Annotated in this window: 18 protein-coding genes and 2 pseudogenes; 4 read left to right on the top strand and 16 right to left on the bottom strand. The window is 42.0% G+C overall.

Annotated elements, in window-relative coordinates; all coding sequences use genetic code 11:
• Positions 1-99: 99 nt before the first annotated feature.
• The 13 genes from BLCOC_RS09645 to BLCOC_RS09585 all read right to left on the bottom strand — a co-directional run bounded on the left by BLCOC_RS09645 (position 100) and on the right by BLCOC_RS09585 (position 18,424).
• On the bottom strand, positions 100-1,662 hold the full coding sequence (locus tag BLCOC_RS09645; protein ID WP_115625577.1) for a glycoside hydrolase family 43 protein: 1,563 nt from the start codon (positions 1,660-1,662) through the stop codon (positions 100-102).
• 19 nt (positions 1,663-1,681) lie between these two features.
• Entirely contained in the window at positions 1,682-3,307 is a 1,626-nt protein-coding gene (locus BLCOC_RS09640; RefSeq protein WP_115625153.1) for a type 2 periplasmic-binding domain-containing protein, read from the bottom strand.
• Between the two features lie 171 nt (positions 3,308-3,478).
• Positions 3,479-5,041, bottom strand: a complete 1,563-nt coding sequence (locus BLCOC_RS09635; RefSeq protein ID WP_115625152.1) for a glycoside hydrolase family 43 protein — start codon at positions 5,039-5,041, stop codon at positions 3,479-3,481.
• A 14-nt stretch (positions 5,042-5,055) separates the two neighbouring features.
• The gene (locus BLCOC_RS09630; RefSeq protein ID WP_115625151.1) at positions 5,056-6,204 is read right to left on the bottom strand and encodes a glycosyl hydrolase family 8; all 1,149 of its coding nucleotides are present in this window, start codon (positions 6,202-6,204) and stop codon (positions 5,056-5,058) included.
• A 7-nt stretch (positions 6,205-6,211) separates the two neighbouring features.
• Entirely contained in the window at positions 6,212-7,111 is a 900-nt protein-coding gene (locus BLCOC_RS09625; protein ID WP_115625150.1) for a carbohydrate ABC transporter permease, read from the bottom strand.
• 18 nt (positions 7,112-7,129) lie between these two features.
• Complete coding sequence (locus tag BLCOC_RS09620; RefSeq protein WP_115625149.1) at positions 7,130-8,086, bottom strand: ABC transporter permease; 957 nt, start codon at positions 8,084-8,086, stop codon at positions 7,130-7,132.
• Between the two features lie 86 nt (positions 8,087-8,172).
• Positions 8,173-9,846 (bottom strand): type 2 periplasmic-binding domain-containing protein, encoded by a 1,674-nt coding sequence (locus tag BLCOC_RS09615; protein WP_115625148.1) that lies wholly within the window; start codon positions 9,844-9,846, stop codon positions 8,173-8,175.
• A 200-nt stretch (positions 9,847-10,046) separates the two neighbouring features.
• Positions 10,047-11,648: a response regulator transcription factor gene (locus tag BLCOC_RS09610; protein ID WP_115625147.1), complete on the bottom strand. Its 1,602-nt coding sequence runs from the start codon at positions 11,646-11,648 to the stop codon at positions 10,047-10,049.
• Positions 11,649-11,698: 50 nt separating this feature from the next.
• The gene (locus tag BLCOC_RS09605; RefSeq protein ID WP_115625146.1) at positions 11,699-13,486 is read right to left on the bottom strand and encodes a sensor histidine kinase; all 1,788 of its coding nucleotides are present in this window, start codon (positions 13,484-13,486) and stop codon (positions 11,699-11,701) included.
• A gap of 51 nt (positions 13,487-13,537) precedes the next feature.
• A complete protein-coding gene (locus tag BLCOC_RS09600; protein ID WP_115625145.1) occupies positions 13,538-13,951 on the bottom strand; it encodes a hypothetical protein in 414 nt (137 codons plus the stop codon).
• Positions 13,941-14,198: a hypothetical protein gene (locus tag BLCOC_RS09595; protein WP_147298910.1), complete on the bottom strand. Its 258-nt coding sequence runs from the start codon at positions 14,196-14,198 to the stop codon at positions 13,941-13,943. The genes BLCOC_RS09600 and BLCOC_RS09595 overlap by 11 nt, the downstream gene beginning before the upstream one ends.
• A 134-nt stretch (positions 14,199-14,332) precedes the next feature.
• Entirely contained in the window at positions 14,333-16,243 is a 1,911-nt protein-coding gene (locus tag BLCOC_RS09590; RefSeq protein WP_187370520.1) for a sialate O-acetylesterase, read from the bottom strand.
• Between the two features lie 33 nt (positions 16,244-16,276).
• Positions 16,277-18,424, bottom strand: a complete 2,148-nt coding sequence (locus tag BLCOC_RS09585) for a glycoside hydrolase family 3 C-terminal domain-containing protein (protein WP_115625142.1) — start codon at positions 18,422-18,424, stop codon at positions 16,277-16,279.
• A gap of 119 nt (positions 18,425-18,543) precedes the next feature.
• On the opposite strand from BLCOC_RS09585, the gene BLCOC_RS09580 reads away from it, so the two are divergent.
• From BLCOC_RS09580 to BLCOC_RS27745, 4 genes and pseudogenes are all read left to right on the top strand, one after another.
• On the top strand, positions 18,544-19,404 hold the full coding sequence (locus BLCOC_RS09580) for an AraC family transcriptional regulator (RefSeq protein ID WP_115625141.1): 861 nt from the start codon (positions 18,544-18,546) through the stop codon (positions 19,402-19,404).
• A 155-nt stretch (positions 19,405-19,559) separates the two neighbouring features.
• Positions 19,560-20,107 (top strand): annotated as a pseudogene (locus tag BLCOC_RS09575) (biotin transporter BioY).
• Positions 20,108-20,276: 169 nt separating this feature from the next.
• A complete protein-coding gene (locus BLCOC_RS27380) occupies positions 20,277-20,405 on the top strand; it encodes a hypothetical protein (protein ID WP_330411496.1) in 129 nt (42 codons plus the stop codon).
• Positions 20,406-20,737: pseudogene (locus BLCOC_RS27745) on the top strand (response regulator transcription factor); the annotation flags it as partial.
• Between the two features lie 400 nt (positions 20,738-21,137).
• Here BLCOC_RS27745 and BLCOC_RS09565 read toward each other — a convergent pair.
• The 3 genes from BLCOC_RS09565 to BLCOC_RS09555 all read right to left on the bottom strand — a co-directional run bounded on the left by BLCOC_RS09565 (position 21,138) and on the right by BLCOC_RS09555 (position 23,572).
• Positions 21,138-22,277 (bottom strand): site-specific integrase, encoded by a 1,140-nt coding sequence (locus tag BLCOC_RS09565; protein ID WP_115625140.1) that lies wholly within the window; start codon positions 22,275-22,277, stop codon positions 21,138-21,140.
• Between the two features lie 78 nt (positions 22,278-22,355).
• Positions 22,356-22,559, bottom strand: coding sequence for an excisionase (locus BLCOC_RS09560; protein ID WP_002610247.1), 204 nt, complete (start codon positions 22,557-22,559; stop codon positions 22,356-22,358).
• The gene (locus BLCOC_RS09555) at positions 22,559-23,572 is read right to left on the bottom strand and encodes a replication initiation factor domain-containing protein (RefSeq protein WP_065530659.1); all 1,014 of its coding nucleotides are present in this window, start codon (positions 23,570-23,572) and stop codon (positions 22,559-22,561) included. Before BLCOC_RS09555 ends, BLCOC_RS09560 begins: the two co-directional genes overlap by 1 nt.
• Between the last annotated feature and the right edge of the window lie 245 nt (positions 23,573-23,817).

Raw genomic sequence — 23,817 nt, 5'->3', positions numbered from 1 at the left:
TACCATACTTCAAAACGAGAGCAAAACACCTCGCAACCAGCATAAACACTGGGTTTGCGAGGTGTTTTAATCTACTTAAGTGTCAAAGATGAGATAATACTAAGGCTGGTATCGGTTGTCAATACATAAATTCTGCAATGTAAAATCACGAAACACTGCAGTTCCCCCTGTTTTCTCAGATGCATAACAAAACAATCCAACTCTGCAGCCTGTAAAATGGTCCAACTTGAAATACAATTTATGTACGCTCCCTAATCTTTTCCACTCGCCATGACTCCAATATCGGAAAACTACAATATCTTTCATATCAGAAAAATCAGCACAGAGTTCCAGATGAGCAACCGCACAATCCAACTTAACCCTCTCATACTCCACAGGTTTTCCGCCTTTTCGGATGACAGGATATCGACTGTCATCAGCAGGACTTCCTGCACGCATAACCAGATAATACCGCTCCCCTTCACGCGTTATGGCAATCATTCCATAACAGCCCTGAAGTGCACAGATTCCTGCATAATCACCATTATTAAGATTCGTTCCGTCAACAACTACCGAAGCACGGCACCCGGGCCAGATCATTCTCTGCGTTAATGTATTTCGTGCTTCACACAAATCATGGTACAAATAACCAGCAGTTAGTTTTAATCCTCCATTTTCATCACAGTCAACCAGGCGATCATCTGGCACATGATTCCACTGCCATGCTTTATGAAACGATATTTTTCCATCTTCCTTTTTATACTGAAACTTGTCATTCGCAGTCAGGGGTTCGTATACATATTCCGGTTTTCTGTCCCGTAGCAAAACTGGTTCCACTATTCTACCATTACTTCCAAATTCCGGAAATCCATGGGTAAAATCTACCGGAACCAAAATCGGAATTCTCCCTACAGCTCCAGAATCCTGAAAAAGGAAGGCATACCATTCGCCTTCCGGGGTATCTACAATTCCTCCCTGTGCCACACCGAAATTAAAATATCCTCGATCATCATCCAGTATATCCCGTCCGATAAATTCACCTTCCAGGCTATCTGATATAAAACATGCCTCTGTTCTTCTTCCTGCTCCGTCATTGGGCCAATGGATCAGAAATACATAATACTTACCGTTAATTTTATATGCATGAGCTCCTTCATATCCCAGACGCACATTTCCTGTATCCTCAATTATCTTTCTGTGCAATCCTCCAGGTTTCGGACTGCTCAGATCAGCAGTTAATTCTGTAATATAAATCTGTGTATTTCCATATACAATATAAACTCTGTCATCATCAAACAAAAGAGAGCAGTCATGGTAAAATCCTTCGATATACTGTTTTTTCCACGGCCCTTCTATATTTTCTGACTGATACAGATAAGTTCGATGGGTATCATTGGCAACAAAACACACATAGAATATGCCATTATGATACCGCAGGGATGCTGCCCACATACCCTGTCCGTAAATATTTTCTCCATTCTCCATACACTGTGCCGGTGTATGATCCAGATCATCAAAAACGTAACCCACACGCTCCCAATCTGCCAGATTATAAGAACGAAGAATCTCACCCCCCGGCATAAAGTGCATGGTTGTACTGATCATATACCAGGTATCCCCCACGCGTATCAGATCAGGATCCGGATAGTCCATGCCAATTAAAGGATTGTAAAAATCTTTCATTGTATAAGTCTCCTTGTCATCATTCACTTTTGTTTCCCGTCCGCTCATCCACTACTTTCTGCATTTCTGCAAAAAATATCTCCGGATGAACGGATTCGTAACTTTCCATATACTTCTCCCAGATAGAATCAAAATCCTCTGTCATAACCAGCTGTGGCAGATATTCACGTTTCACCTGATCCATTTTCTTCCATACCAGTCCTGCCTCAGAACCCGTTGTCAGAATATCCGCATAGGCATACACGGGAAACCACTCTCCCGGTATATCATGATTTCCCAGCATATCTACATAGTCATTACATCCATACGCTGACAAACATTCTTTCACATCCTCCGGCAGAGCAGCATAAAATTCCTCCGGCTGAAATTCCGGTGAAAAAGCATTGATTCCATCTTCATAATTTCCTTCTAATCGTGGAAAATAAGCATAAGAGCAAAAATGTGTATTTTTATACTGCGAATCAGCAACCATATCTCTCTGCTCTTCGGTCAGATAAAACAATCCGTTCTCGTCCACTTCATAATCTACCCCTTCAATTCCCCAAAAACGAAGTTTCTGAATATCCTCTCTGAGCAAATCATTAAGGAACTGAAAAGCCCCCTTTACATCTTTACAACTTACTGTGACAGATATTCCTCCTGAAACATCTGGCTGAGTTCCATTCTGGGTATGCCACTTATTTTGTACATTTCTGTCGATTGTAATGGGAAGAGGCACATAATTCATTCCCTCTCCCTGCTGACGCAACATATCATCCACGGTATAATAAAACTGCCACCACTGATCTGACATACCAAGAACACGTCCGGTAGCAAGTTTTTCCAGATACTCACTATAAGTCTGTGTGTAGAACTCTGGATCAAGAATTCCTTTCTGAAATTCTTCATTTAATATCCGGTAATATTTTCTTGCCGTGGCTGTGGTATTATAATCCTCCACTTTTAATGTATTTGGATTCACAATGCAGCAGCCATCATTAGGATAGCCATCTAAAAACTGCGGCACATTTTCCAGACAAAAATATCGCCAGTCATCACAAAGAACAGTATATGGTACAAGGTCATCCAGAGGATGAGCGTCCACATAAGCCTCAATAAGATTAAAGTATTCTTCCAACGTACGTATTTCCGGATACTTCGCCCATTTTAATACTCTTGTCTGTATCCAGAATGCTTCGCCATTATGCAGAATATCTTCTGATGGATTTTTTTGATTCCCAAACTGGGGGATCCAGTAAATATGCCCATCCTCCTGTTTTAACAGCTCCCACTGACTATCAGTAAAATAACTGCGCAGATTCGGGTATTCATCCCAATACTCATCAACCGGAATCAAAGCATTTGCTTCATATAAATCAATATTGCCGGAAATAAAATCCGGATACTCTCCTCCGGCAATATAGGAAGCAATAGCCTGATCGGAAGTCTGTCCTACCAGCCATATCTCTTCACATTCTGCTCCTGTCAGTTCCGCGATTTTCTTTTTTATCTCATTATCTTCATCAATCTCCTGTCCTGGAACGGAAAAAAAAGCCGAATATTTTCTAATCTCCGACTTTTTCCTATTTCCTATTTGCCAAAATGCTGTTCCCACCAGAGCTACGACGCAGCATAAAAGTGTACATTGTTTCCAGTACTTTCTCATATATCCGTTTCCTCTCTTAGAAATTAAAGTATGCTTCGGTGTACCTGCTATGAGGGGTGCACCATGCTTTGCATAACATGATACCCTTTTCAAGATAATAGTACCCGGAAATTCCGCTGGAATTTCCGGGGGTACACAGCTTAGAATCTTTAATTATTATAACGGATACTCTTACTGGTTTTCAATAGCCATCCATGCAAAGTCCGCATGATTTTCTGAAATTTCACCATTGGAGGATGCATACATTCCTAGGCAGCAACCTGTAAAACCGCCCGCCAGTTCAGTACTCAATCCTGTCATATCCACATCAGAAACAAGCAGCATCTTTTCTTTTCCCTGAACTTTATAGTAGAAATCTGTCTTCTGTCCTCTGCCTCTGATTTCCAGATTTACAAATCCGTCTTCGATTTCTTCAGCAGCCAGTTTTTCTTCTTTGTCACCCAGACGACGATCGAGTACCAGCTGCACCTTACCGTCACACATCATTTTGGTAAACCGAACATGATGTGTCTCATCACACAGAATGGCAAGACCAGCTTCCTCCCCATTTACACAGGGGGAAAACTCTATTCCCGCAGATGCAAGATACAGATATTCCTTCTGTCTTACAGCAACGAAAGCAGGACAGGATGTTTCATTTAATGTCTGCGGCAAAGTCGGAAGTCTCAGATATCCACTTCTCTGGAAAAGATCGTATTTTTCCCAAAGAGGCTTCCGAAGAGTCATGCATTCCATCGGGAGTTTCTTCTCGAAGAAATGGTATACCTGGCTTTCAGGTTTCATTTCTGCCCCATCTCCCGGAAGTTCGACTACCGACTCCAGCATACCGACTCCCGGATTCACAACAGGCCATCCATCTTCCCATGTCACTTTCGCAAGAAATGTATCGCGACCTGTATTTACATAGCCTTCGCATTTTCTGGAACCCAGCATAACCACATACCAGTTTCCATGGCCATCGTCCACCAGATCACCATGACCCACAGCAGTGATGGGATAATCATTTCCCAGATGACGATGAGTCAGAATAGGGTTATTGGGATTGCCCTCATATGGTCCCCACACACTTCTGCTTCTGGAAATCGTCATACTGTGATTTGGTCCTGTACCTCCCTCAGCATTCATCAGATAATAATAACCATCCTTTTTGTAAAGGTGAGGTCCTTCCGGCCAGATCACATGATGCATGGCACCTTTCCAGATTTTTTTGCTTTCACCAATAAGCTCCATTGTCTTCAAATCAAGTTCCTGAACCCATATCTCCCAGTCCCCATTATAACGAACTCCGTGCTTCTGGTTTGGTCTTGTTCCTACATAATAGCAATGAACTGTTCCATCTTCATCTTCGTCAAAAAACAGACTGGGATCAATCCCCGGAGCATCTTCATCCAGATAATAAGGATCAGACCAGGGTCCCTCCGGTTTTTCAGCAGTTACAATAAAATTGTTTCGATGAGAAACATTTGTTGTAATCATGTAATATCGCCCCTGAAAATACCGTAGGGTCGGTGCATAAATTCCCCTGGAATGTCCGGCATTTTCCAGATGAAGCTGAGATTCCCGGGTAAGTACATGACCAATCTGCTCCCAGTTAGCCAGATCTTTGCTGTGATAAACAGGAACACCAGGAAAATAAGCAAAGGTTGATGTTACAAGATAATAATCGTCTCCCACTCTGCAGATGGAAGGATCCGGACGAAAACCCGGCAAAATTGGATTGTTTGCAAAATGCATATCAATATCTCCTGTTAATAGATTCTATAATTTCCACTTAATGCAAGAAAAGCGAAGAAATAAAGGCAATTATCATAATATCTCCTGTTTCCTGTGCGCAGAGGTGTATTCCAGAACTTGCGGACACAGGCAAGAGCATGTTCATTCTGTACCAGCAATCCTGCCTGTGCATTTACTGCTGTCATAGCCACCGGATGCAGGGCTTTCCCGGGAATCACCGTACCATCAATGGCAAAAATTCCATCCTGATGTTCCTCCCCTGCTGTCTCACAGAAAAATTTCAGAAAGCGCTTTCCTTCTTCCACTTCCCACTCATCTGCACCAAACCAGGCATAATCCAGAGCAATATTAGCAATCGTGCGATAGGCATCACTGTAATACCAGTCATGTCTCCCCCAGATATTCTGCCCTTTTGTGCAAGGGGTTCCATCATACTCTGCATACTCTGCACACAGGCCGGTCACAGGGTGACATGCCTTCTTCAAGTATTCCCTGCTTGCCTTCGCTGCTTCCTCCCAGAAAGAACGGTCTTCTTCGTAAGACCACTGTGCAAATAATTCATAAAAATGAGGCAGATGATAGGAAGGATCTGAAAAATCCACTTCGGTAATAAAACGTATCAGGTGGTTATCCGGATCCCACATGGCACGTCCCGCTTCTCCGTTTTCTCCTTTATGAATACAGGTATGCAGCAACTTTTTTGCCTCTTCGCTATAAGCAAAAATCCCTTCCCCGTCGCCCCAGCGATGAGAGGCAAAAAATAATGCCATTGCAAAGAACTCTTCTCCGTCCGGTGCGGGACCATCAGCGTTTCTTGTGCCGTCTGTTCCACAGGACCATGCAAAATATCCGGCATTTTCACCTTCGGTCATATACATATAAGTTCTTGCCCATTTCCATATCCTGTCAAACTCTTCTTTTTTATTCATCTGCACACACATCATCATACCATAAGACATACCTTCCGTACGTGCATCCAGATTACCGGTATCCTCTATGTATCCAAGCTCACAACCAACGGAATGATAAATTCTTTCCTCATCACTCCCATAAAAAAGAGTCTGAAATATTTGATCTATTCTATTTTCTATTTCCTTTTTCTCATATCCGGCTAATTCGAATATATTTGGATAAATTCCTGTGTAAACGGCTCCCTTTTCCATCTTTATCTTATTCCTTTACTCCTCCGATGGTCAGACCGGCTACAAAGTATCTCTGAAGGAACGGATACAGGCAGACAATCGGCAACATGGTCAATACGGTAGCTGCTGCACGTACAGATGTTGGAGTAACTGCACCTGCTGCATTTTTCATAGCTTCTACAGAATTACCCTGATTGGTAACGGAAGAAAGCAGTTTCATCAACTCATACTGCAAGGTTGTCAGGTGGTCGCTCATACGGTTGTACAGCATGGCATCGAACCAGGAGTTCCACTGACCAACTGCCACAAACAAAGCTACGGTCGCATACACCGGTTTACACAGCGGTGAAGTGATTTTCCAGAAAATCGTTGTGTATCCGGCACCATCAAGCTGTGCAGACTCTTCCAGACTCTCCGGAAGACCGTTCATATAGGTACGGATAACTAACATATTAAAGGCACTGAACATACCAGGAATTACATAAACCCAGAAACTGTTTGTCATTCCCAGGTTTTTGTACAGCAGGAATGTTGGAATCATGCCACCGTTTACATACATGGTAATAACCCAGAACAGTGACAACTGTTTTTTGAACAGGAAACGTTTTCTGCTGACGATAAATGCCAGAATTGCATTGGCAATCAGGGCCAGCAAAGTTCCAACTACTGTTCTTGCCACAGAAATATAAGCACCTGTCAGCAGGTTATCTTTCTGTAAAACGGTAAGATAGTTCTTCCAGGTAAATTTTCGGGGCCACAGATAAATCCCACCCCTCAATGCATCCGTACCGTCATTAAGTGAAATTGCCACTGTATTCAGAATCGGATATAGTGTAATCAGCACGAATAGAATCATGAACAGGGTATTACATATCACGAAGATGGTATCCCCAACCGATGTTTTTTTCCTTTTGTGAAGTTTTTCCATAGTCTGATTTCTCCTTTCCTAAAACAGCCGCTCGTCACCGGTCCGTTTTGCAATCTCATTGGCGATGACAACAAGCACGATGCTGACAAAACTCTTGAAGATACCTGCCGCAGTACCAATTGCAAAGTCATTCTGGCTGATACCCCATTTCAATACGTAAATATCAATTGTCTGTGCCACGCTCTGTACCAGACCATTACCTAACAGGTACTGGATTTCAAAACCTGCATTTAATACGTTACCTACATTCATCAGAAGAAGAATCATAATAGTCGGACGGATTCCCGGTAATGTAATATAGCGGATTCTCTGCCATCTTCCGGCCCCATCAATATTGGCCGCTTCATAAAGGGAAGGGTCAATGGATGTAATTGCAGAAAGATAAATAATGGCATTCCATCCTGTTTCCTTCCATACATTGGCAAATGCCACGATTGGCCAGAAGAATTTTGGATGAGCGAAGAAATTCAGAGGCTGATCAAGAATACCGAATTTCAAAAGAAACTCATTTACAATACCCGTTCCGGACAGTGCGTCATGCAGAATACCAGTAACGATAATCCAGGACAGGAAGTGCGGCAGGTAAGAGATTGTCTGCACTACTTTTTTTCCACCCTGAGATTTTACATCGTTCAACAAAATAGCAAATAAAATTGCCATAAAGAAGGTTGCTACCAGGTTGATTACACCCATAGCCAGTGTATTTCTGATAACACGCAGGAATGTGGCATCAGAAAACAACTGCTGGAACTTTGCCAATCCTACAAACTGAGAATGCAGAAGTCCATCCTTGGGACGGTAATCCTGGAAAGCCATCAGCCATCCTCCCAGTGGCAAATAGCAGAAAATCACACCATATAATACAATAAAGGCTGACCAGATCAGCAGAGCTTTCTGTCTTTTTATTTCTTTCCAAGTGATTTTCACTTTCATTTCTGTTACTTTTTCTTTTTTTCTTTTTTCTATAGCAGCCATAGTCTCCTCCTAAAAAGAGAGGGCAGATGAACCGGTCTGTCACGCGATACCGAAACCGACATCTGCCCGATTTATTCACTTATATTCTACTGATACTTCTTGGCTTCTTCCATTCTGCGATCAAGTTCTGTCTGCATTTCTTCCAGGAAATCCTGAGGATTACATTTTTCGTATACACTCATGTACTCATCCCATGCAGCTTCAAAATCTGATGCCATTACTACTTTAGGAAGATATTCATGCTTGATTTCTCCCATCTTTGTCCATGCAATACCACCAGGTGTGCTTGTTGTCATAGCACTTGAGAAAGAATACATTGGATACCATGGTCCCGGAGCCTCACTGGTTCCAAGCATGTCTACATATGTTTCAGCACCATAAGCATCGAAGCATTTTTTTACATCATCTGACAATCCCTCATAAAACTCTTTTGCCTGATACTGTGGCTGCATTGCGTTGATTCCATCACGGCTTGTTCCGATATACTGTGGGAAATAAGAATATACACATTTATGAGAAGCCTTATACGCTGTATCGGAATCCTTCTTTCTCATGTCTTCTGTACGATAATACTCTCCATTTTCATCTACAGAATAATCAACATCTTTAATACCCCAGTAACGAAGGTCATGTACTTCCTGAGAAAGAAGATCATTCACAAACTGAAGAGCACCTTCTACATCATCACAGCTAGTGGTAATAGCAAGACCGCTGGCAACATTCAGAGCACCGCCGGAGTTATGCCACTGGTTCTTCATTCCTTTTTCAATCGTAATCGGAAGTGGTATGTAGTCACATCCCTTTTTATCAAGTCCCTGCTGTTTCAGTGCATCATTTACGGTATAAGCAAAATCCCACCACTGGTCAATCATACCCAGCACACGTCCGGTGGAAAGTTTTGCAATATATTCATCATAAGTCTGTGTAAAGGATTCCGGATCTACAATGCCTTTCTGATACTCTTCATTCAATTTTCCGAAATATCTTTTAGCAGTAGGTGTTGTATTGTAATCGATAATCTTTAATTCATTCGGATCTACAATAACAGAACCATCATTTGGATATCCATCCAGGAACTGAGGAGCATTTTCCAGACAAAAATAACGCCAGTCATCACAGAGGATTGTGTAAGGAATATGGGCTGTTCCGTCTTCCATCACAGGATTTGCTTCGTTATAACTTTCGATCAGGTCAAAATATTCATCCATTGTGCTGATTTCAGGATATCCTGCCCATTCAAGAACACGAGCCTGTATCCAGAAAGCCTCATCATTATGAGTAGTTGCTTTCTCTTCACCATAAATATTGCCGAACTGCTGAATCCAGTAAATATGTCCATCATCCTGACGAAGCTTATCCCACTGTTCTTCAGTCAGATATTCTTTGATATTCGGATACTTATCGATATAATCATCCAGTGCAACCAGTGCACCAGCATCATAAAGCTGTGCCATACCATCTCCACCATCAATCATATCCGGATACTCACCACCGGCGATTAATGTTCCTACTGCTTCCTGAGCAGTCTGTCCTGTAAGCCATGTCTCTTTACATTTAGCACCTGTAATCTCAGCAATTTTCTGCTGAATTTCATTATCATCATTGATTTCTGAACCGGGAACTGCAAAGAATGCAGTAAATTCTTTTACTTCGCCATCAGATGACTCTGCACCTGTGTCTGTTTCTTTTTCTGCTTTGCCACAGGCCGCCATTGACACCGCCGCTAACAGCATAAGGGATATTAAACATTTTCTTTTCATAGACCCCATCCTCCTATTTCTTTTGATACTATAAATATTTTCCTATTCGTCTGCAGAACAAATACGACTTATCAATTTACTATATTGTACCTTCTACAAAAAAAACCTCAACCGGACAAAGCATACAAAAAGACAGGACAAATTATAGAACCCTATCATTTATCCTGTCTTTTTTCATTTGGAAAATTTCTTCCATTTTCTCAGTTTTTCAATACTCCGCCCTGTCTGCGGAACTTTGCAGGTGTGCATCCCTTTGCTGCAATAAAACGGTTAATAAAATAATCGCAGTCTTTATATCCCACATCCATAGCAATCTGATAGATTTTATCACTGGTATACAACAGTCTCTGAACTGCCTGCTCCATCCGATAGTTATTCAGATACTCTTTAAATGACTGTCCGAACTTTTTCCGGAATATCTGTCCCAGATAAGCACTGTTCACATAGTACTTTTTACTCAATTCTCTCAAAGTAAGATTCTCTGCATAATTTTCGCGTATTTCTTTCTCAATATCTCCAAGTACGCCTCCCCTGGAAATATTTTTGCGAAGCTGAGCCAGATATTCTGCATACTCCAGAGCAAAATGCACCATATGCACACTGCTGCCTCTGGTGACTCCCTCTTCAAATGTACTTTCACCAATGAAATGTAGAATTTCTTTCTGATCGACACAATCATCCTGCTCGGTTGCCAGATAAATCAGCTGAAACAGGAAATAATTAATGTTAAGATTCACTGTATCTGCGGCAAGTCCCATCTGCTGCATTTCTTCATACAGATTTTCCACACATTTACGGATCTGTATCTTATCGTTTTGCTCAATGGCTGATATCAACGCATCCAGGTTCTGTTTGCACAGGATAATACCCCCATTATGAATCTGTACCTCTTCTTCATAAAAATACATTTTCTTTTTTGCACGAAATGCTTCCAGAGAGTTCAATACACAGGCGGTACTATAGGATTTTGCCAGTCCAGAAATGTCTGATACTTTTTTACCCGCCAGCAATTTTACAGGACGCTGAATTGCCAGTTCAAGACTCTCCTGAAAGTCGCTCAGATACTCAACTTCACTGATTGCCCGGTTCTTCGCCATATAATCACAGTAAATAAAACCTATATCGTAATTCTTCTCATTCCAGGACACATCAAAGAAACAGTGACTGCAGTCTTCTTTCAGGAAATCCTGACAGGCCTGATACAGTTTTCTCTGAATCAGACGGTATTCCCCATCCTCCTGTTCGGACATGTCTCCTATATTATAGGGTTCCAAATAAACATATCTGACACTGTCTGAAAGATTCATATGACTTTTTATATATTCCAGATTAACTCGGTCGTATTTTCCGCAAAGAAGTGAAATGATATTTCTGGCCAGATACTCATGTTCCAGCTTTTGTTTTTTCTTTTCATTTTCCCTGGCAGCTTCTGACACTTTGGCTACTCTGCGCAGTACACCCAAAAGTTCCTCTTTTTCCACCGGTTTCAAAATATATTCCATACATTCATAACGAATTGCCTGCTGTGCATAGGAAAAATCGCTGTAACCACTTAAAATTATAAAATAAGCATCTGAAATATTTTCTCTGCGTATTGTCTCCAAAAGTTCTAGTCCACTCATTACCGGCATCTTAATGTCTGCAATGACCAGATCCACCTTATGCTCTTTCAGATATGTAAGTGCTTCTGCTCCATCGGCAGCAGTATATACAATCTCATACCCTTCCTGTTCCCAGTCAATAAACACCATAAGTCCCTGTACAATAAAAGGTTCATCATCAACCAGCAAAACCCGCAGCATGTTCTTATCTCCTTTGTTTCTTTTCCATTCCCAAGACCCCTGTTGAAGTCTTATCTGTACATCTGTATTCTATCATCCAGAGAGTCTATCGGCATCCTGATCTGAATAGTAGTACCGATTCCCACTTCACTCTCTATATGAAAACACACTTTGTTATCCGTTATCATTTTCAGTCTGAGGCAGGCATTGATAATACCTACACGCCCCTTTTCTCTTAGTTTCTCGATGCTTGCATTACACATCTTTTCCTTTATTTCAGCCACTTTGTCCTCATCCATACCGCTTCCGGTATCCTCCACTTCGATCCAGATATCCTCATGTTTACGATAAACCCGGACAAAAATCCAGCAGGAAGCTGTTTTACTCTCAATCCCGTGTACACATGCATTTTCCACAAAAGTTACGAAAGTCAGTCTTGGAATCTGAATATCCTCACATTCCGGTTCTATGTCCAGCTCATAGGAAAGTCTGTCTCCAAAACGATACTTTTGAAGTCCCAGATATGCCTCCACAAATTCCAGTTCCTTTTTCATTCTGACAAAATCTGTACTCCAATCCACATTCTGACGTTCCATCACGGCCAGTTTTCCCACCATATCCGCAGTTTCATACTCTTTCTTTAAGATACTGTGCATCCGAATGCTCTCCAGGGCATTAAACAGGAAGTGAGGATTCACCTGACTCTGCAGTGCCAGAAGTTCTGCATTCTGTCTGGCAATATCCATCTCCTGTTCTCTCAGACGATCCTTATACACCGTCTGAATCAGATCATTCAGGCGGGATGCCATGTGATTATAATTGAGCATCAGACTGCCTATTTCATCTTTCCCCCGCACATATGAGATTTCCTGAAGATGATCCGCATCTACGTGATCAAATGCTTTGCTCAATTCTTCCACCCTGGCAGTAAAAGAACGATTAATAAGCCGCATCAGAATCCACGGCATCACCGTATTAATCAACACCAGAAAAACAATCAACGGCATATGATTCCATATCTGTGCCCGTATCCCACGACTTCTTTTACAGACTGCAATCTGTAGATGTTCTCCATAAGCACTGTATTCTTTCTGATAATCCGGCTGTATGTTTTCCTTCCATTCGCTAAAAGGCCGCCCTGGCTGATTATATCCGTTATTAGAAAGCAAAATCTTATTATCTTTACATATATAGATCTCAGACTCATAATTCATATTATCCAGATTGCGTACAAGACTACTGTAATCCATTTCAATCGTCACTATTTTTTCACAGCTGTCCTGTCCGGAAAAATTTAGTTTTCTGATAAATAACACGCTGCGCCGCGGCTGCACTGCAGGACTTTTCCACTGGTCATAATAAAAATACAATACTGAATTATTTCCCGCTTCCTGCAAATATCTATGCCATTCTGTCTCACGCACATCAGACAGACGGATGAAATGTCCGCCATTGATAATAGTATCATTGTCCGCATAAATCGTAACCACTGTATTATCCGTACCCATACTGGTCTCAAACAGTGAATTCTTCATAAATTCCTGATGTCCCGTCACATAATCCAGAGGAGTCTCATACTGTCGATTCAAAAACTCCTCGATATACTCGTTCATATAAATATTTTTTGCTTTCATTGCGGCATTTTCCACTTCCCGGGAAAGATTATATATAACAGCACTTGCATCATTTTCCATCACATGCCGCTGCTCCACTCTCTCGGATTGAACCACAATAAATAGGATAACACTGTCTGTAATGATAAGTGGTATCAGCATACAATAGATATACAGAATATGAAGCTTTTTCTTCAGGTTAAAGTCATTCATAATATGTTCTAATCTAACAATCAGTCTCTTCATACGCTGCCCTCCTGTGGCTATCATACCATATCATGTCTCAAACATCCAGCACTATCTCTTCCAGCTTTCTGCAGGACCCATACATGAGATCCGGGGGGTGGTGCCTTCCCTGTAGAAAATAATTTTTTCTACAGCAGGAATTTTGCTTAAAAGTTCTATTTGCACTTCATTGAATCCTTTGTGCAGATAAATCGGTACGCAGGTTTTATGAACCTGTTCTATGACACCCGCAGCCCAGAAATCATCATCCGGATTTCCCGCCCGATAGTTCTCCGGAACAGTGTCTGCCTTTTTCCATAGTTCACCTGTTGTTGCATTTCTCACCGCAAGAGACAGATGGTCTCCAGGTACATCAGGATTTGATGGTGATGTCCAGATTTCTGCTGTATATACAGCCTCTTCCTCAGCCATCAAATAATACGAAACAACCGGATTATCTTCGCACCAGTCCCCATCAGCATTCACCGGAACTGCCCGGGCAGCAAATCAGCTTGAGAATTTCCTGATCTTTTACCTCTCTGCTGCTCATTTCCAGTTTCAGCCATTTACAGGGTTCTGCTTCTATTTCACAGAGAAAAGAGCCTTCACCGTCATTCGCCACTTCAAGGATGACCTCACGATTTCCCGCATAGAGAAAATCTCGGATTTCCATTGATTCACAGATCCCATAATTTTTCACAAGGATTCTGTCATCATCTGCACGTGAAACCATCAGGCGAGGTTTTCCAAAAGGTTCCACATACATTCTCACCGGATATCGGCAGCCATCTTCATTTTTACACCCTCATAAGCATCTTCCTCTACTAGAAAAGGTACACAGTACCCACCATCAAATATTTTCATTTCTTATGATATCTCCTGAAATATAATCTGGAAAGGAACTACCGGCAATTCCTCATCGCTGTATAAATTTGCTTCCCACGGACAGTCATTCCATGCATAGGATACTCCAACGGTGTCTTCCGTTATGGATACTTCGACAGTATTTTCTCCTGTCAGTCTTCCCTCAACTGCCTTACTGCTTCCATCTTTACAAATAATATCAAAACCTCTGACCGGTTCATTCTTATCCTGTCGCAGAGAAACTCCCGGTACTTCTTTCAGATCCGGAGTTCTTTTCTCTGTATGCAATACAATGCCTGACGGTTCAAAAACAAACTTTATACTTCCAGTATTTCTAATGGCTGCAGCAAGCTCCGGATTTCGGTATGATACGTTTCTGCCATAAATCAATGTTTCTGCCGCAAGTGCTGCACGTACGCCGACTGTTTTCTTATCGGTAGGATGCAGATCGTTGTATTCTCCCAGGTCATAAGCCTGTACCATCATGGCATATGGCAAACCGGCTGTTTTTCTCTGTGCCTCACGAAGTCTTGCCCACTGTATGCCGTTCGTATAAAGTTTGCCATCAGAAAATCCTGCCAGCTGAACGAAAATGAACGGCATATCCGGCATCTGCCAGAGGGTTCTCCATTCCTCGATCATCGTGCCAAATTCCTCCTCATAGGTTTCCGGCCGCCCGGTATTGGATTCACCCTGATAAAAGAAACATCCTTTGATTTTCCATCTTCTGATGGGATAGAGCATTCCCTGATAAAGTCCACATGCTTTATACTGGAAAAATGTCATCTGAGGCAGCGATTCCATCCGGTGGATGATTTCATAATTCCAGTCACCGGAAAGAGAAACCTTTTTCTCCAGATTACTGCCAAAGCAAAGTTCATACACCTTTCCAGGTACAAAGCCTCCTTCCTGTCTGAAAACCATCAATTTTACTTCAATGATATTTTCTCCAGCATGAAGGATTCCCTCCGGTATCCGATAAATTCTGGGTGGGTACTGGTATTCCGTCTCACCGATCAATGTGCCATTAATTAAAATCTTATCTGCATCAATCATAGCACCGAAATAAAGAATAGCTTCTCCTTTTTCCGGTTCATCTTTTTCATCCAGCACAAAGGTTTTTGTAAAGCGCAATCCGCCATAAAATTGATCCAACACAGTATTTTCAAAGAATCCCGGAATACAAAAACTGCCCTTACTATCTGTAGCACAATCCACACCGGATTCCTTCAACGCCTCTTTTCTCCACCAAAGCTCTCTTTCTTCTTCCGCTTTGATGGTCGCTTCCGGATATCCTTTCTGGCGGCATTCTTCAATCTCCGCAGCATCATAACCCAGAGCTGTAACAGTCTCCTCGCTGCACCAGGATTTCACCGGTGTACCTCCCACAGCAGTCTGCAGAAGTCCAACCGGTATTCTTTCCCTATCATGAATTTCTTTTGCAGCAAAATATCCCACAGCACTGAACAGCTGCAGTTCTTCTCCTTTCGCTTTAATCCAGCAGCCCTTTTCTAATTCCTGACGTTTTTCTCCAAATACATATTCCTTGGGGACTTCGAACATGCGGATTTCATCCTCTGAAGTATGCAGAATTTCATCTGCATACCGGTCCATCACCCGCTCAATTGGCAGTTCCATATTAGACTGCCCTCCCAGAAGAAATACATCACCAAACAGTACATCATGAATCACAAGTTCTTCTTCCCCATCTGTCATCCTGAACTCCCACGGACCGCCGGCAGGCATTTCCGGTATCATCAGTTCAAAGTATCCGTCATCACCACAGATGGTTTTAACCTGAAAATTTTCAAAAGACAGTTCTACCGTTCTTCCCTTTTCACCATATCCCCAGATACTGTTTTCTACATCTCTCTGGAGAATCATCCCGTCACTGACTAATGAAGATAATCTCATCACTTTTCCCATGCTCCTTTCCAGACCACAGTTTTACACTTCAGCTGCGAATGTATTGACAAATCCACCTTTTCCTGTCAGGGTCTTACTTCTTTTATCCGGCTGTGAAGTGCCTGTATAAACACAGTATTCACCGGATAGAATCTGTGCAGCGCCATCGATATCAAACAGTTCGAAAGCTTCCGGTTTTAAAGTCAGAACGACTTCCTGCTCCTCGCCCGGATTCAGAAATACCTTTTTCAAAGCCTTTAACTGGGGATTTGGAGTTCCGTCACAGCAGGATTTTACATAAACCTGTACGGTTTCTCCTCCGGCCATCTTACCGATATTTCGAATCACTGTCCGTACAGTCATTCCTGTACCCTTTCTAATGATTCCTGTTTCGGACACCTTATCTCCTTCGTAAACTGTAATCTCAGGTTCTGACAGACTGAACTCTGTATATGACAGTCCATAGCCAAAGGGATATAACGCTTCCTGTTCCATATAACGGTAAGTTCTTCCTTTCATGGAATAATCCGTAAACTCCGGCAGTTCTTCCACGGAACGATAGAAGGTTACCGGCAGTTTACCTTCTGGTGAACACTCTCCAAACAACAGACGTGCCACAGCCTCTCCACCTCTTGATCCAGGATACCATGCCTGTACGATAGCCGGAATATGCTCGTCAGCCCAGCTAAGATCCATAGCACTTCCGGTCAATGAAACGAGAACCACCGGTTTTCCACTTTCATATGCCGCTTTGAGGATTTCATTCTGCAGCCCCGGGTAGTTCAGATCCGGTTTGTCACCGCTGGCAAATTCATTTCCTGTATCACCCTCTTCACCTTCCAGTGTAGCATCCAATCCAAGGCAGACAATAACCACATCACTGGCCTCGCATACGCCTTTCACTTCAGCCAGACGATCGTTTGGTTCTGAGAGAACACAGACACGGTCTTTAAATAAAGCACATCCTTCCGAGTACATGACACGAACATCATCGCCTACATAATCCTGAATTCCTTCAAGAACTGTTACATAGCGGGAAGCAGTTCCCTCATAGTTACCCACAAGTGCTGCTCTGCTATTGGCATTTGGCCCGATGACTCCGATGGTTTTCATATTATTCTTATTCAGAGGAAGAAGTCCTCCTTCATTTTTCAGAAGAACCAGAGTTTTTTCAGAAATCTTTTCGTTTATACGGTTATGTTCCGGTGTGTCGTTTTCTGTATAAGGAATACTATCGAATGGAACTGTTCCCGGTTCTTCAAACATACCAAGCTTCATACGTGTGGTGAAAAGATTGATGACCGCCTCATTGATTCGTTTTTCATCAACTCTTCCTTCACGTACTGCCTGAACCAGATGAGGGTATGTACAACCACAATTCAAGTCACAACCGTGATTCATAGCCATCGTTACGGACTCCACCGGTGCATTTGTTACATGATGATTTTCATGGAAATCACGCACTGCCCAGCAGTCACTGACAACGTGCCCCTCAAATCCCCATTCTTCTCTCAAAATATCTTGCAGAAGTGTCTTACTGCCGCAGCATGGTTCTCCATTTGTCCTGTTATATGCACCCATCACAGCTTCTACTTTTCCTTCCTGCACACAGGCTTTAAATGCCGGCAGATAAGTCTCATACATATCCTGTTTGGATGCAACAGCATTAAAATGATGTCTCTCTCCTTCCGGTCCGGAATGTACAGCAAAATGCTTTGCACAGGCTACTGCCTTCATATATACAGGATCATCTCCCTGAAGTGCCTGAATAAACCGCACGCCCAGGCGTGATGTAAGATAGGGATCCTCACCATACGTTTCATGACCTCTTCCCCAGCGCGGATCACGGAAAATATTTACATTAGGTGCCCAGTATGTTAAACCTTTATAGATGTCTCTGTCACCATATTTCACATGCATATTATATTTTGCACGTCCTTCAGTGGCAATGATATCAGCCATCTCCGCAACCAGTTCTTCATCAAAAGATGCAGCCAGACCTATTGCCTGTGGAAATAATGTCGCTGTTCCCGTTCTGGCAATTCCGTGAAGTGCCTCATTCCACCAGTTATATTTGGGAATTCCCAATCTCTCGATTTCTGCCGCTCCGTGAAGTGTCTGGGAAACCTTCTCCTCCAGCGTCATCTGTGCTACAAGTTCTTCCGCCCGTTCTCTAAATGTTTTAGCCATAAGTAATCTCCTTTTTTGTTCATTTTCTATATTATAAAAAAGAATCTATTGTTTTCCTTATTGATTCTTGCTATACTTTTCCTATATTTTGCTATTTTTGAAAGGGATTATCTTTTACTATGATTGAAGATCTCAAAGGAATGAAAGAAACGATTGCATATGATTCTTCACAGTTTCGATTGATGAAAAATCAGGAGACTGAAGATTATCCGCCACACTGGCATACAAGTATTGAAATTATCATGCCTTTAGAAAACGGCTATCAGGCCGTAATAGGAAATGAGTGCTACAAACTAAATCCCCTTGATCTGTTATTTATCAACAGTGGGGAAATTCATTCACTGCAGGCGCCTGCCACCGGTAAGCGCTTGATTTTTCAGGCACCATTGTCGCTTTTTTATTCTATACCCGGTATGGGAAGCGCACTGCTTCTGTTACCGGAAGCTGTTTGCCTTACGCCGGCTTCCTGTCCGGAACTCTTTCAGGAAGTGTCTGCAAAATTCAAGGAAATCATCCGGGAGGCTGAAAAAAGTAATTATCTGGCCGATGCCTGGGTATCCTCTGCTGTTATTCAGATTGTTCTTCTGCTAGTACGCCATAATTTCGAACATACTCCTCGATTTACCGATGTATCCTTTTCCTCCCGAAGAGAATACATGGAAAAATTCACAACGGTCTGTCAGTATATCGATACCTCATTTCGGGAAAATCTGACACTTGAACAGGCTGCAGAAATCGCAGGATTCAGCAAATATCATTTTTCCAGACTTTTTAAAGAATTTACAGGAATAACCTTCCAAGAATACCTCACACGCCAGCGTATCCGCCACGCAGAAGAACTGCTGACCGATTCCAAAATCTCAATCACTGATATTGCACTAGCCTCGGGATTCTCTTCTGTCAGTAATTTTAATCGGAGTTTTCAGATGTATAACCACTGTTCGCCTTCGCAGTTTCGGAAAAAACTGATGCATGTATAGCGGGGCAGGGTGACCCTGGTCACTCCTCAATCAACTTGCTATTTCTCCAAGTCAATGATAAAATCGAATTACATTAGATGGTTTATTACAGCTTCGGAGTAGGGATTATGAGAAACCTTGTGAAAGAGATTATCACAGGAAGATGGCTTAAAAAAATGAGTAATCTTACAATTAATACAAAAGAAAAATTTTCCATTCAGCAGATTGCTGCGATTGGAGTAATGACCGCAGTAATCTGTGTGCTGGCACCTTTTTCACTGCCAATCGGGCCGGTACCGATTTCACTGACGAACTTGGCTATTTATTTTGCACTGTATATGTTGGGGGTAAAAAGAGGGACCATCAGCTATCTGGTGTATCTACTGATCGGACTGGTGGGAGTTCCTGTATTTTCCGGATTTACCAGTGGTCCTGGAAAACTGTTTGGACCGACAGGCGGTTATCTTATTGGATTTATTCCAATGGCTATCATAGCAGGAATGGTAATTAACCGCAAGATTAATAACAGATTGCTTTGCTTTATCATGTTGTATGCTATGCCTTTGGTACTGCATGTCTGGCATATGAAGCACACATGGATCTGTTGGCCGCATTGATGGCAGGTGTCATCCCGTTTATTCCGGGAGATTTAATCAAAATGGTTCTTGCTATGATATTGGGACCACAGATTCGTAACCGGTTGATTCATGCAAACTTATTCTAAGTAAAGACGATTCATCTGTGTATCGGTTTTTTCTCCTTCTGAATTTCTGGTAACTCTATACGAATAATATTTCTCCCCGATACTCATCGGGGAGTTTTTAAACACCACCTCTGAAACTTGATCCTGCGTTTATATGTCTGATAATAATTTTTCCCGCAACAAGAGACAGATGGCAAGCTGTGTTCCAATGATCACACCGCAATCCATAATTGGAGAAAATGAGGAAAAAATGAAAACCATAGAAATTATTGATGATGATATTTCGATTGGAGATATGCTGGCAGAAGTTCTGCCCTAGATTCAGAATGTTCCTGTAATTGTCCTCAGTGCCAAGATTGATGTTGAATCTTTTGCTCGGTGATGCTGCTGACTATATGACCAAACCGTTTGAAATAAAAGAACTTCTTGCACGGATTACTGTTCAGCTTCGGAAATGAAATACAGACAGAGAGACAGTCATTGTCGATCGGTCACTTAAGCCTGGATACACAAGACTGCACAGAACGTTCGCTTAAGAAGCACATCAGTAATCTACGAAAAAAATTGCAGGATGCAGGTGGTACAGACTGCCTATATTTCCCTTTTTCCATAGAAAAAAGCTCCGAAAAACTTATAATCACCAGAGAATAAAGTGTTTATAAGGCTTTCAGAGCCTTTAAAAAATCTTATTTAATTTGAAGTGCAAGCTTCGCTTACATGCCCATCTGTTTTGCAACTTCTTGAACCTGAGCCTCTTGGACTCAACCCTCAAAATTGGCTTACTTACTGACTATTTTCGTGTTTTCCACTAGCAGCTTTGCTTCATTTCATTTTTATTTTACGAAGCTTTTTTTCGTACAACTTTTTTACTATTTTTCTACCCCCGATACCCGCCTTGTCATTATTTTCGTAAAGGTTTTTATCATTTTCGTAGGATTTATTTTACGAAGTCTTACGAAAACTTCTCTTCGTAAGCAGCCGTCCATCAGGCATTCATTGCTACTTTGAATTTCTCCAATTCATTTCCCATCATCTCTTCTGATATATGTGTTTATATATCAATTGTTGTGGAATAATGAGCATGTCCCATGAGCTGCTGAACAACCTTTGGGGTAATTCCTTTTTCAAAGCATCGACTGCAGAACGTATGTCTCAACGCATGCGGTGTGATATGTGGCAAGGGGTTATCCATGTGGTGCTTGTTGTATTTCTTTACCATGCGGACAAATAAGGCATTGTAATCAATGGCAACTTTCGGCTTGCCTTTGTGATTGACAAATAGGAAATTGCTTCGTCCGTCTATCACAAATGGGTCTGTCTTTGGGCGTTTCTTCATAACCCGTTGAAATGCCTGTATCGTTTCTTTGCTTAATGGCACTTGCCTTGTTCCGCTCTTTGTCTTAGGCGTTTCAATGTAATAGCCCTGTTCCTTGCTCTTTAGTAACTGGTGGTCGATAATCACAACCTCATTCTTGAAATCAATATCGGCTACTGTCAGTCCGCACAGTTCCGAGATACGAAGTCCTGTCTTTAACAGTATCAGTACATCATCGTAATACTTATGATACACGTTGTCCGTCTTGATGAATGACAGTAGTGCTTGTTCCTGTTCTTCTGTCAATGCGACTTTCTCTTTGGTATCATTTTCTAAGACTTCACTCAACTTGAAATCAAAAGGGTTTTTCCTTACACAGTCGTCTTGTATGGCGATATAGAATGACGCTTTTAACGAGCGTTTATGGTTGTTAATGGTATTGTAGGAAAAGCCTTTGTCTTTCATGCGTAACGCCCATTCCTTAGCGTCAGAGAGCTTGATTGTGTCAATACTCCTAGCACCTAACTTGTCCTCTTTTAATAACCGCATGAGCTGTTCCCGTTGTTTCTGTGTGCTTTTCTTCACATTTGTCCTCTGTGCGTTCTGTTTGGCGTAGAGTTGGCAAAGCGTCATTTTCTTGCCTGTGCTGTCGATACCGTCCTCTATATCCCGTCTTATCTGCTGTTCCAGTTCACGAAGTGAGGGTTTTTCCCGTTTTCCCTTTGGTGTCGGGTCTGTGGGTGTCAATCTCCAAGCATACACATATTTTGTGTTTCCAAATGCGTCCACATATTTATATAAGTATTTTCCGTCTGTTCGTTGGCTCTCTCCAGTATGCAGGATACGTCCTTTGCTATCCCGTCTTTTTTCTTTCATGGTGTCTGCTCCTTTCCTTGTTGGAAAGAGCCTTGATATGACTTGTGTTCATCATAACACATACAAGGCTCATTTGCATTAGATTGCGTCCAATTTATCAATAACCTTTTCAAACTGTCGGCGTTTAATCTGTATGCGGTTGCCATTCATAATGAGCCAGCCAGCGTCCTTGTTTTCCTCTGCCAATCGTCTTAACTTGTTTTCTCCGATACGGAAATACTTTGACGCTTCTTCAATGGTAAGGGTGTATTTTTCCCATACGGGAATATCGTTGTTATTCATCAGATACCCCCTTTCCCTTGTTTCGTGTCATACTGGATATAGGGGATAAGGTCGGTGCGGTTTATCCTCTGTAAGTGAGCGGTCAGTTTACTGGAAAGGGAAGTGCTGTATCTTGCCTTATCAAGCATAGTTCCCACTTTTTCCAGTCCACCTAATGCGTCATGTTCTTCCAAGAAATAGAAACTTTTGACAGCAGAAATCACGCCACCCTCTGTGAGCCATTGCTGTGTTTCTTCAAGGGAATTATGTGGTTTGGGTACTTGCAGTTTCAAGACTTCCACAGCCCCTAAAAAGCGTTCCCAAAACCGACACGTTTTCCACCTGCTCTTATTACTTTCATTTCTGTTCGCTACGACAAAGCGTAGGTTGTTTGCCAATAGCCCGAAAGCCAATTCTCCAAGTTCCAGCGGTCTGTCCTTGAATGTCATGGCAAAGGCATGAGCCTTATCATCACGCAGTTGCATTTCTGTCCGTTTCCAACTGCCGACTTCATCAAGCGTCTTATTATATTTTGAACAGACTTCCTTATCCTTGTCATAAAAGCGGTAGGACAATCCCGATTTTCCAGCACCGATATAAACCGTTTTTGCGGTGTCGAAATCGTCAAACTTGCTTTCATCAAAGTGGTAGCCCTCACTATTGGAAATAAATTCCTCTTTTTCGCATTTCTTCTTTATCTGCTCTATGGTAAAGAATGGCTTTTCGTTCTTATCATCAATGGCAATATCAAGTCTTGTGAAGTGGAAATTATCCAGTCCGTATCTTCTTTCACAATGTTTGAACATATCCCCAAAGGTATAGTTTCTGCTGTTGAGAATACGGAAAATATCATCACAACCTCTGCCAGTCATAACAAGATAACAGCCTAACCCTTGTGGGTTGTCCTCTGTCTTTCTTGCGTCCCCCGATACATAAATATCTCCAATCTCCCAGCGTATCTGATAGGTCTTGAATTTAACGGTTGCCGGATAGACATTGAAAATGTCAGTCGGTAACTCTAAAATGTGTGTGATTACATCTTCTGCGGTTGCGGTTTCAAATACAATGCTGATGTAATCAATCTTAACGGATAAATTTTCGTGTGTTGCGATACTTCATTACTCCTTTCGTATGCCCCGATTTTTTGCGGGGTATAAATTGCATTTTTTCCTTTATTTATCACAGTTTCTAGGTACTATGACATGTATACGCAGGGCGGTGTTACATATACGCCCTCTGCGAACGCCAAAAGGCGTTTTTTCTTCCTGTGCCTGTCCCG

It is taken from the genome of Blautia coccoides (assembly GCF_034355335.1).
Taxonomy (GTDB): domain Bacteria; phylum Bacillota; class Clostridia; order Lachnospirales; family Lachnospiraceae; genus Blautia; species Blautia producta.
The sequence above is the reverse complement of the archived record's forward strand: the minus strand, read 5'-3'. Positions and strand labels throughout refer to the sequence as shown.

Bases quoted from the DNA above. Each gene is read 5' to 3' on its own strand.
- BLCOC_RS09560 (WP_002610247.1), bottom strand. From the start codon at position 22,559: ATGAATAACAACGATATTCCCGTATGGGAAAAATACACCCTTACCATT.
- BLCOC_RS09585 (WP_115625142.1), bottom strand. From the start codon at position 18,424: ATGGCTAAAACATTTAGAGAACGGGCGGAAGAACTTGTAGCACAGATG.
- BLCOC_RS09580 (WP_115625141.1), top strand. From the start codon at position 18,544: ATGATTGAAGATCTCAAAGGAATGAAAGAAACGATTGCATATGATTCT.
- BLCOC_RS09590 (WP_187370520.1), bottom strand. From the start codon at position 16,243: ATGAGATTATCTTCATTAGTCAGTGACGGGATGATTCTCCAGAGAGAT.
- BLCOC_RS09640 (WP_115625153.1), bottom strand. From the start codon at position 3,307: ATGAGAAAGTACTGGAAACAATGTACACTTTTATGCTGCGTCGTAGCT.
- BLCOC_RS09630 (WP_115625151.1), bottom strand. From the start codon at position 6,204: ATGGAAAAGGGAGCCGTTTACACAGGAATTTATCCAAATATATTCGAA.
- BLCOC_RS09595 (WP_147298910.1), bottom strand. From the start codon at position 14,198: ATGGTTTCACGTGCAGATGATGACAGAATCCTTGTGAAAAATTATGGG.
- BLCOC_RS09625 (WP_115625150.1), bottom strand. From the start codon at position 7,111: ATGGAAAAACTTCACAAAAGGAAAAAAACATCGGTTGGGGATACCATC.
- BLCOC_RS09565 (WP_115625140.1), bottom strand. From the start codon at position 22,277: ATGAAAGAAAAAAGACGGGATAGCAAAGGACGTATCCTGCATACTGGA.
- BLCOC_RS27380 (WP_330411496.1), top strand. From the start codon at position 20,277: ATGGCAAGCTGTGTTCCAATGATCACACCGCAATCCATAATTGGAGAA.
- BLCOC_RS09610 (WP_115625147.1), bottom strand. From the start codon at position 11,648: ATGCTGCGGGTTTTGCTGGTTGATGATGAACCTTTTATTGTACAGGGA.
- BLCOC_RS09645 (WP_115625577.1), bottom strand. From the start codon at position 1,662: ATGAAAGATTTTTACAATCCTTTAATTGGCATGGACTATCCGGATCCT.
- BLCOC_RS09635 (WP_115625152.1), bottom strand. From the start codon at position 5,041: ATGCATTTTGCAAACAATCCAATTTTGCCGGGTTTTCGTCCGGATCCT.
- BLCOC_RS09620 (WP_115625149.1), bottom strand. From the start codon at position 8,086: ATGGCTGCTATAGAAAAAAGAAAAAAAGAAAAAGTAACAGAAATGAAA.
- BLCOC_RS09615 (WP_115625148.1), bottom strand. From the start codon at position 9,846: ATGAAAAGAAAATGTTTAATATCCCTTATGCTGTTAGCGGCGGTGTCA.
- BLCOC_RS09605 (WP_115625146.1), bottom strand. From the start codon at position 13,486: ATGAAGAGACTGATTGTTAGATTAGAACATATTATGAATGACTTTAAC.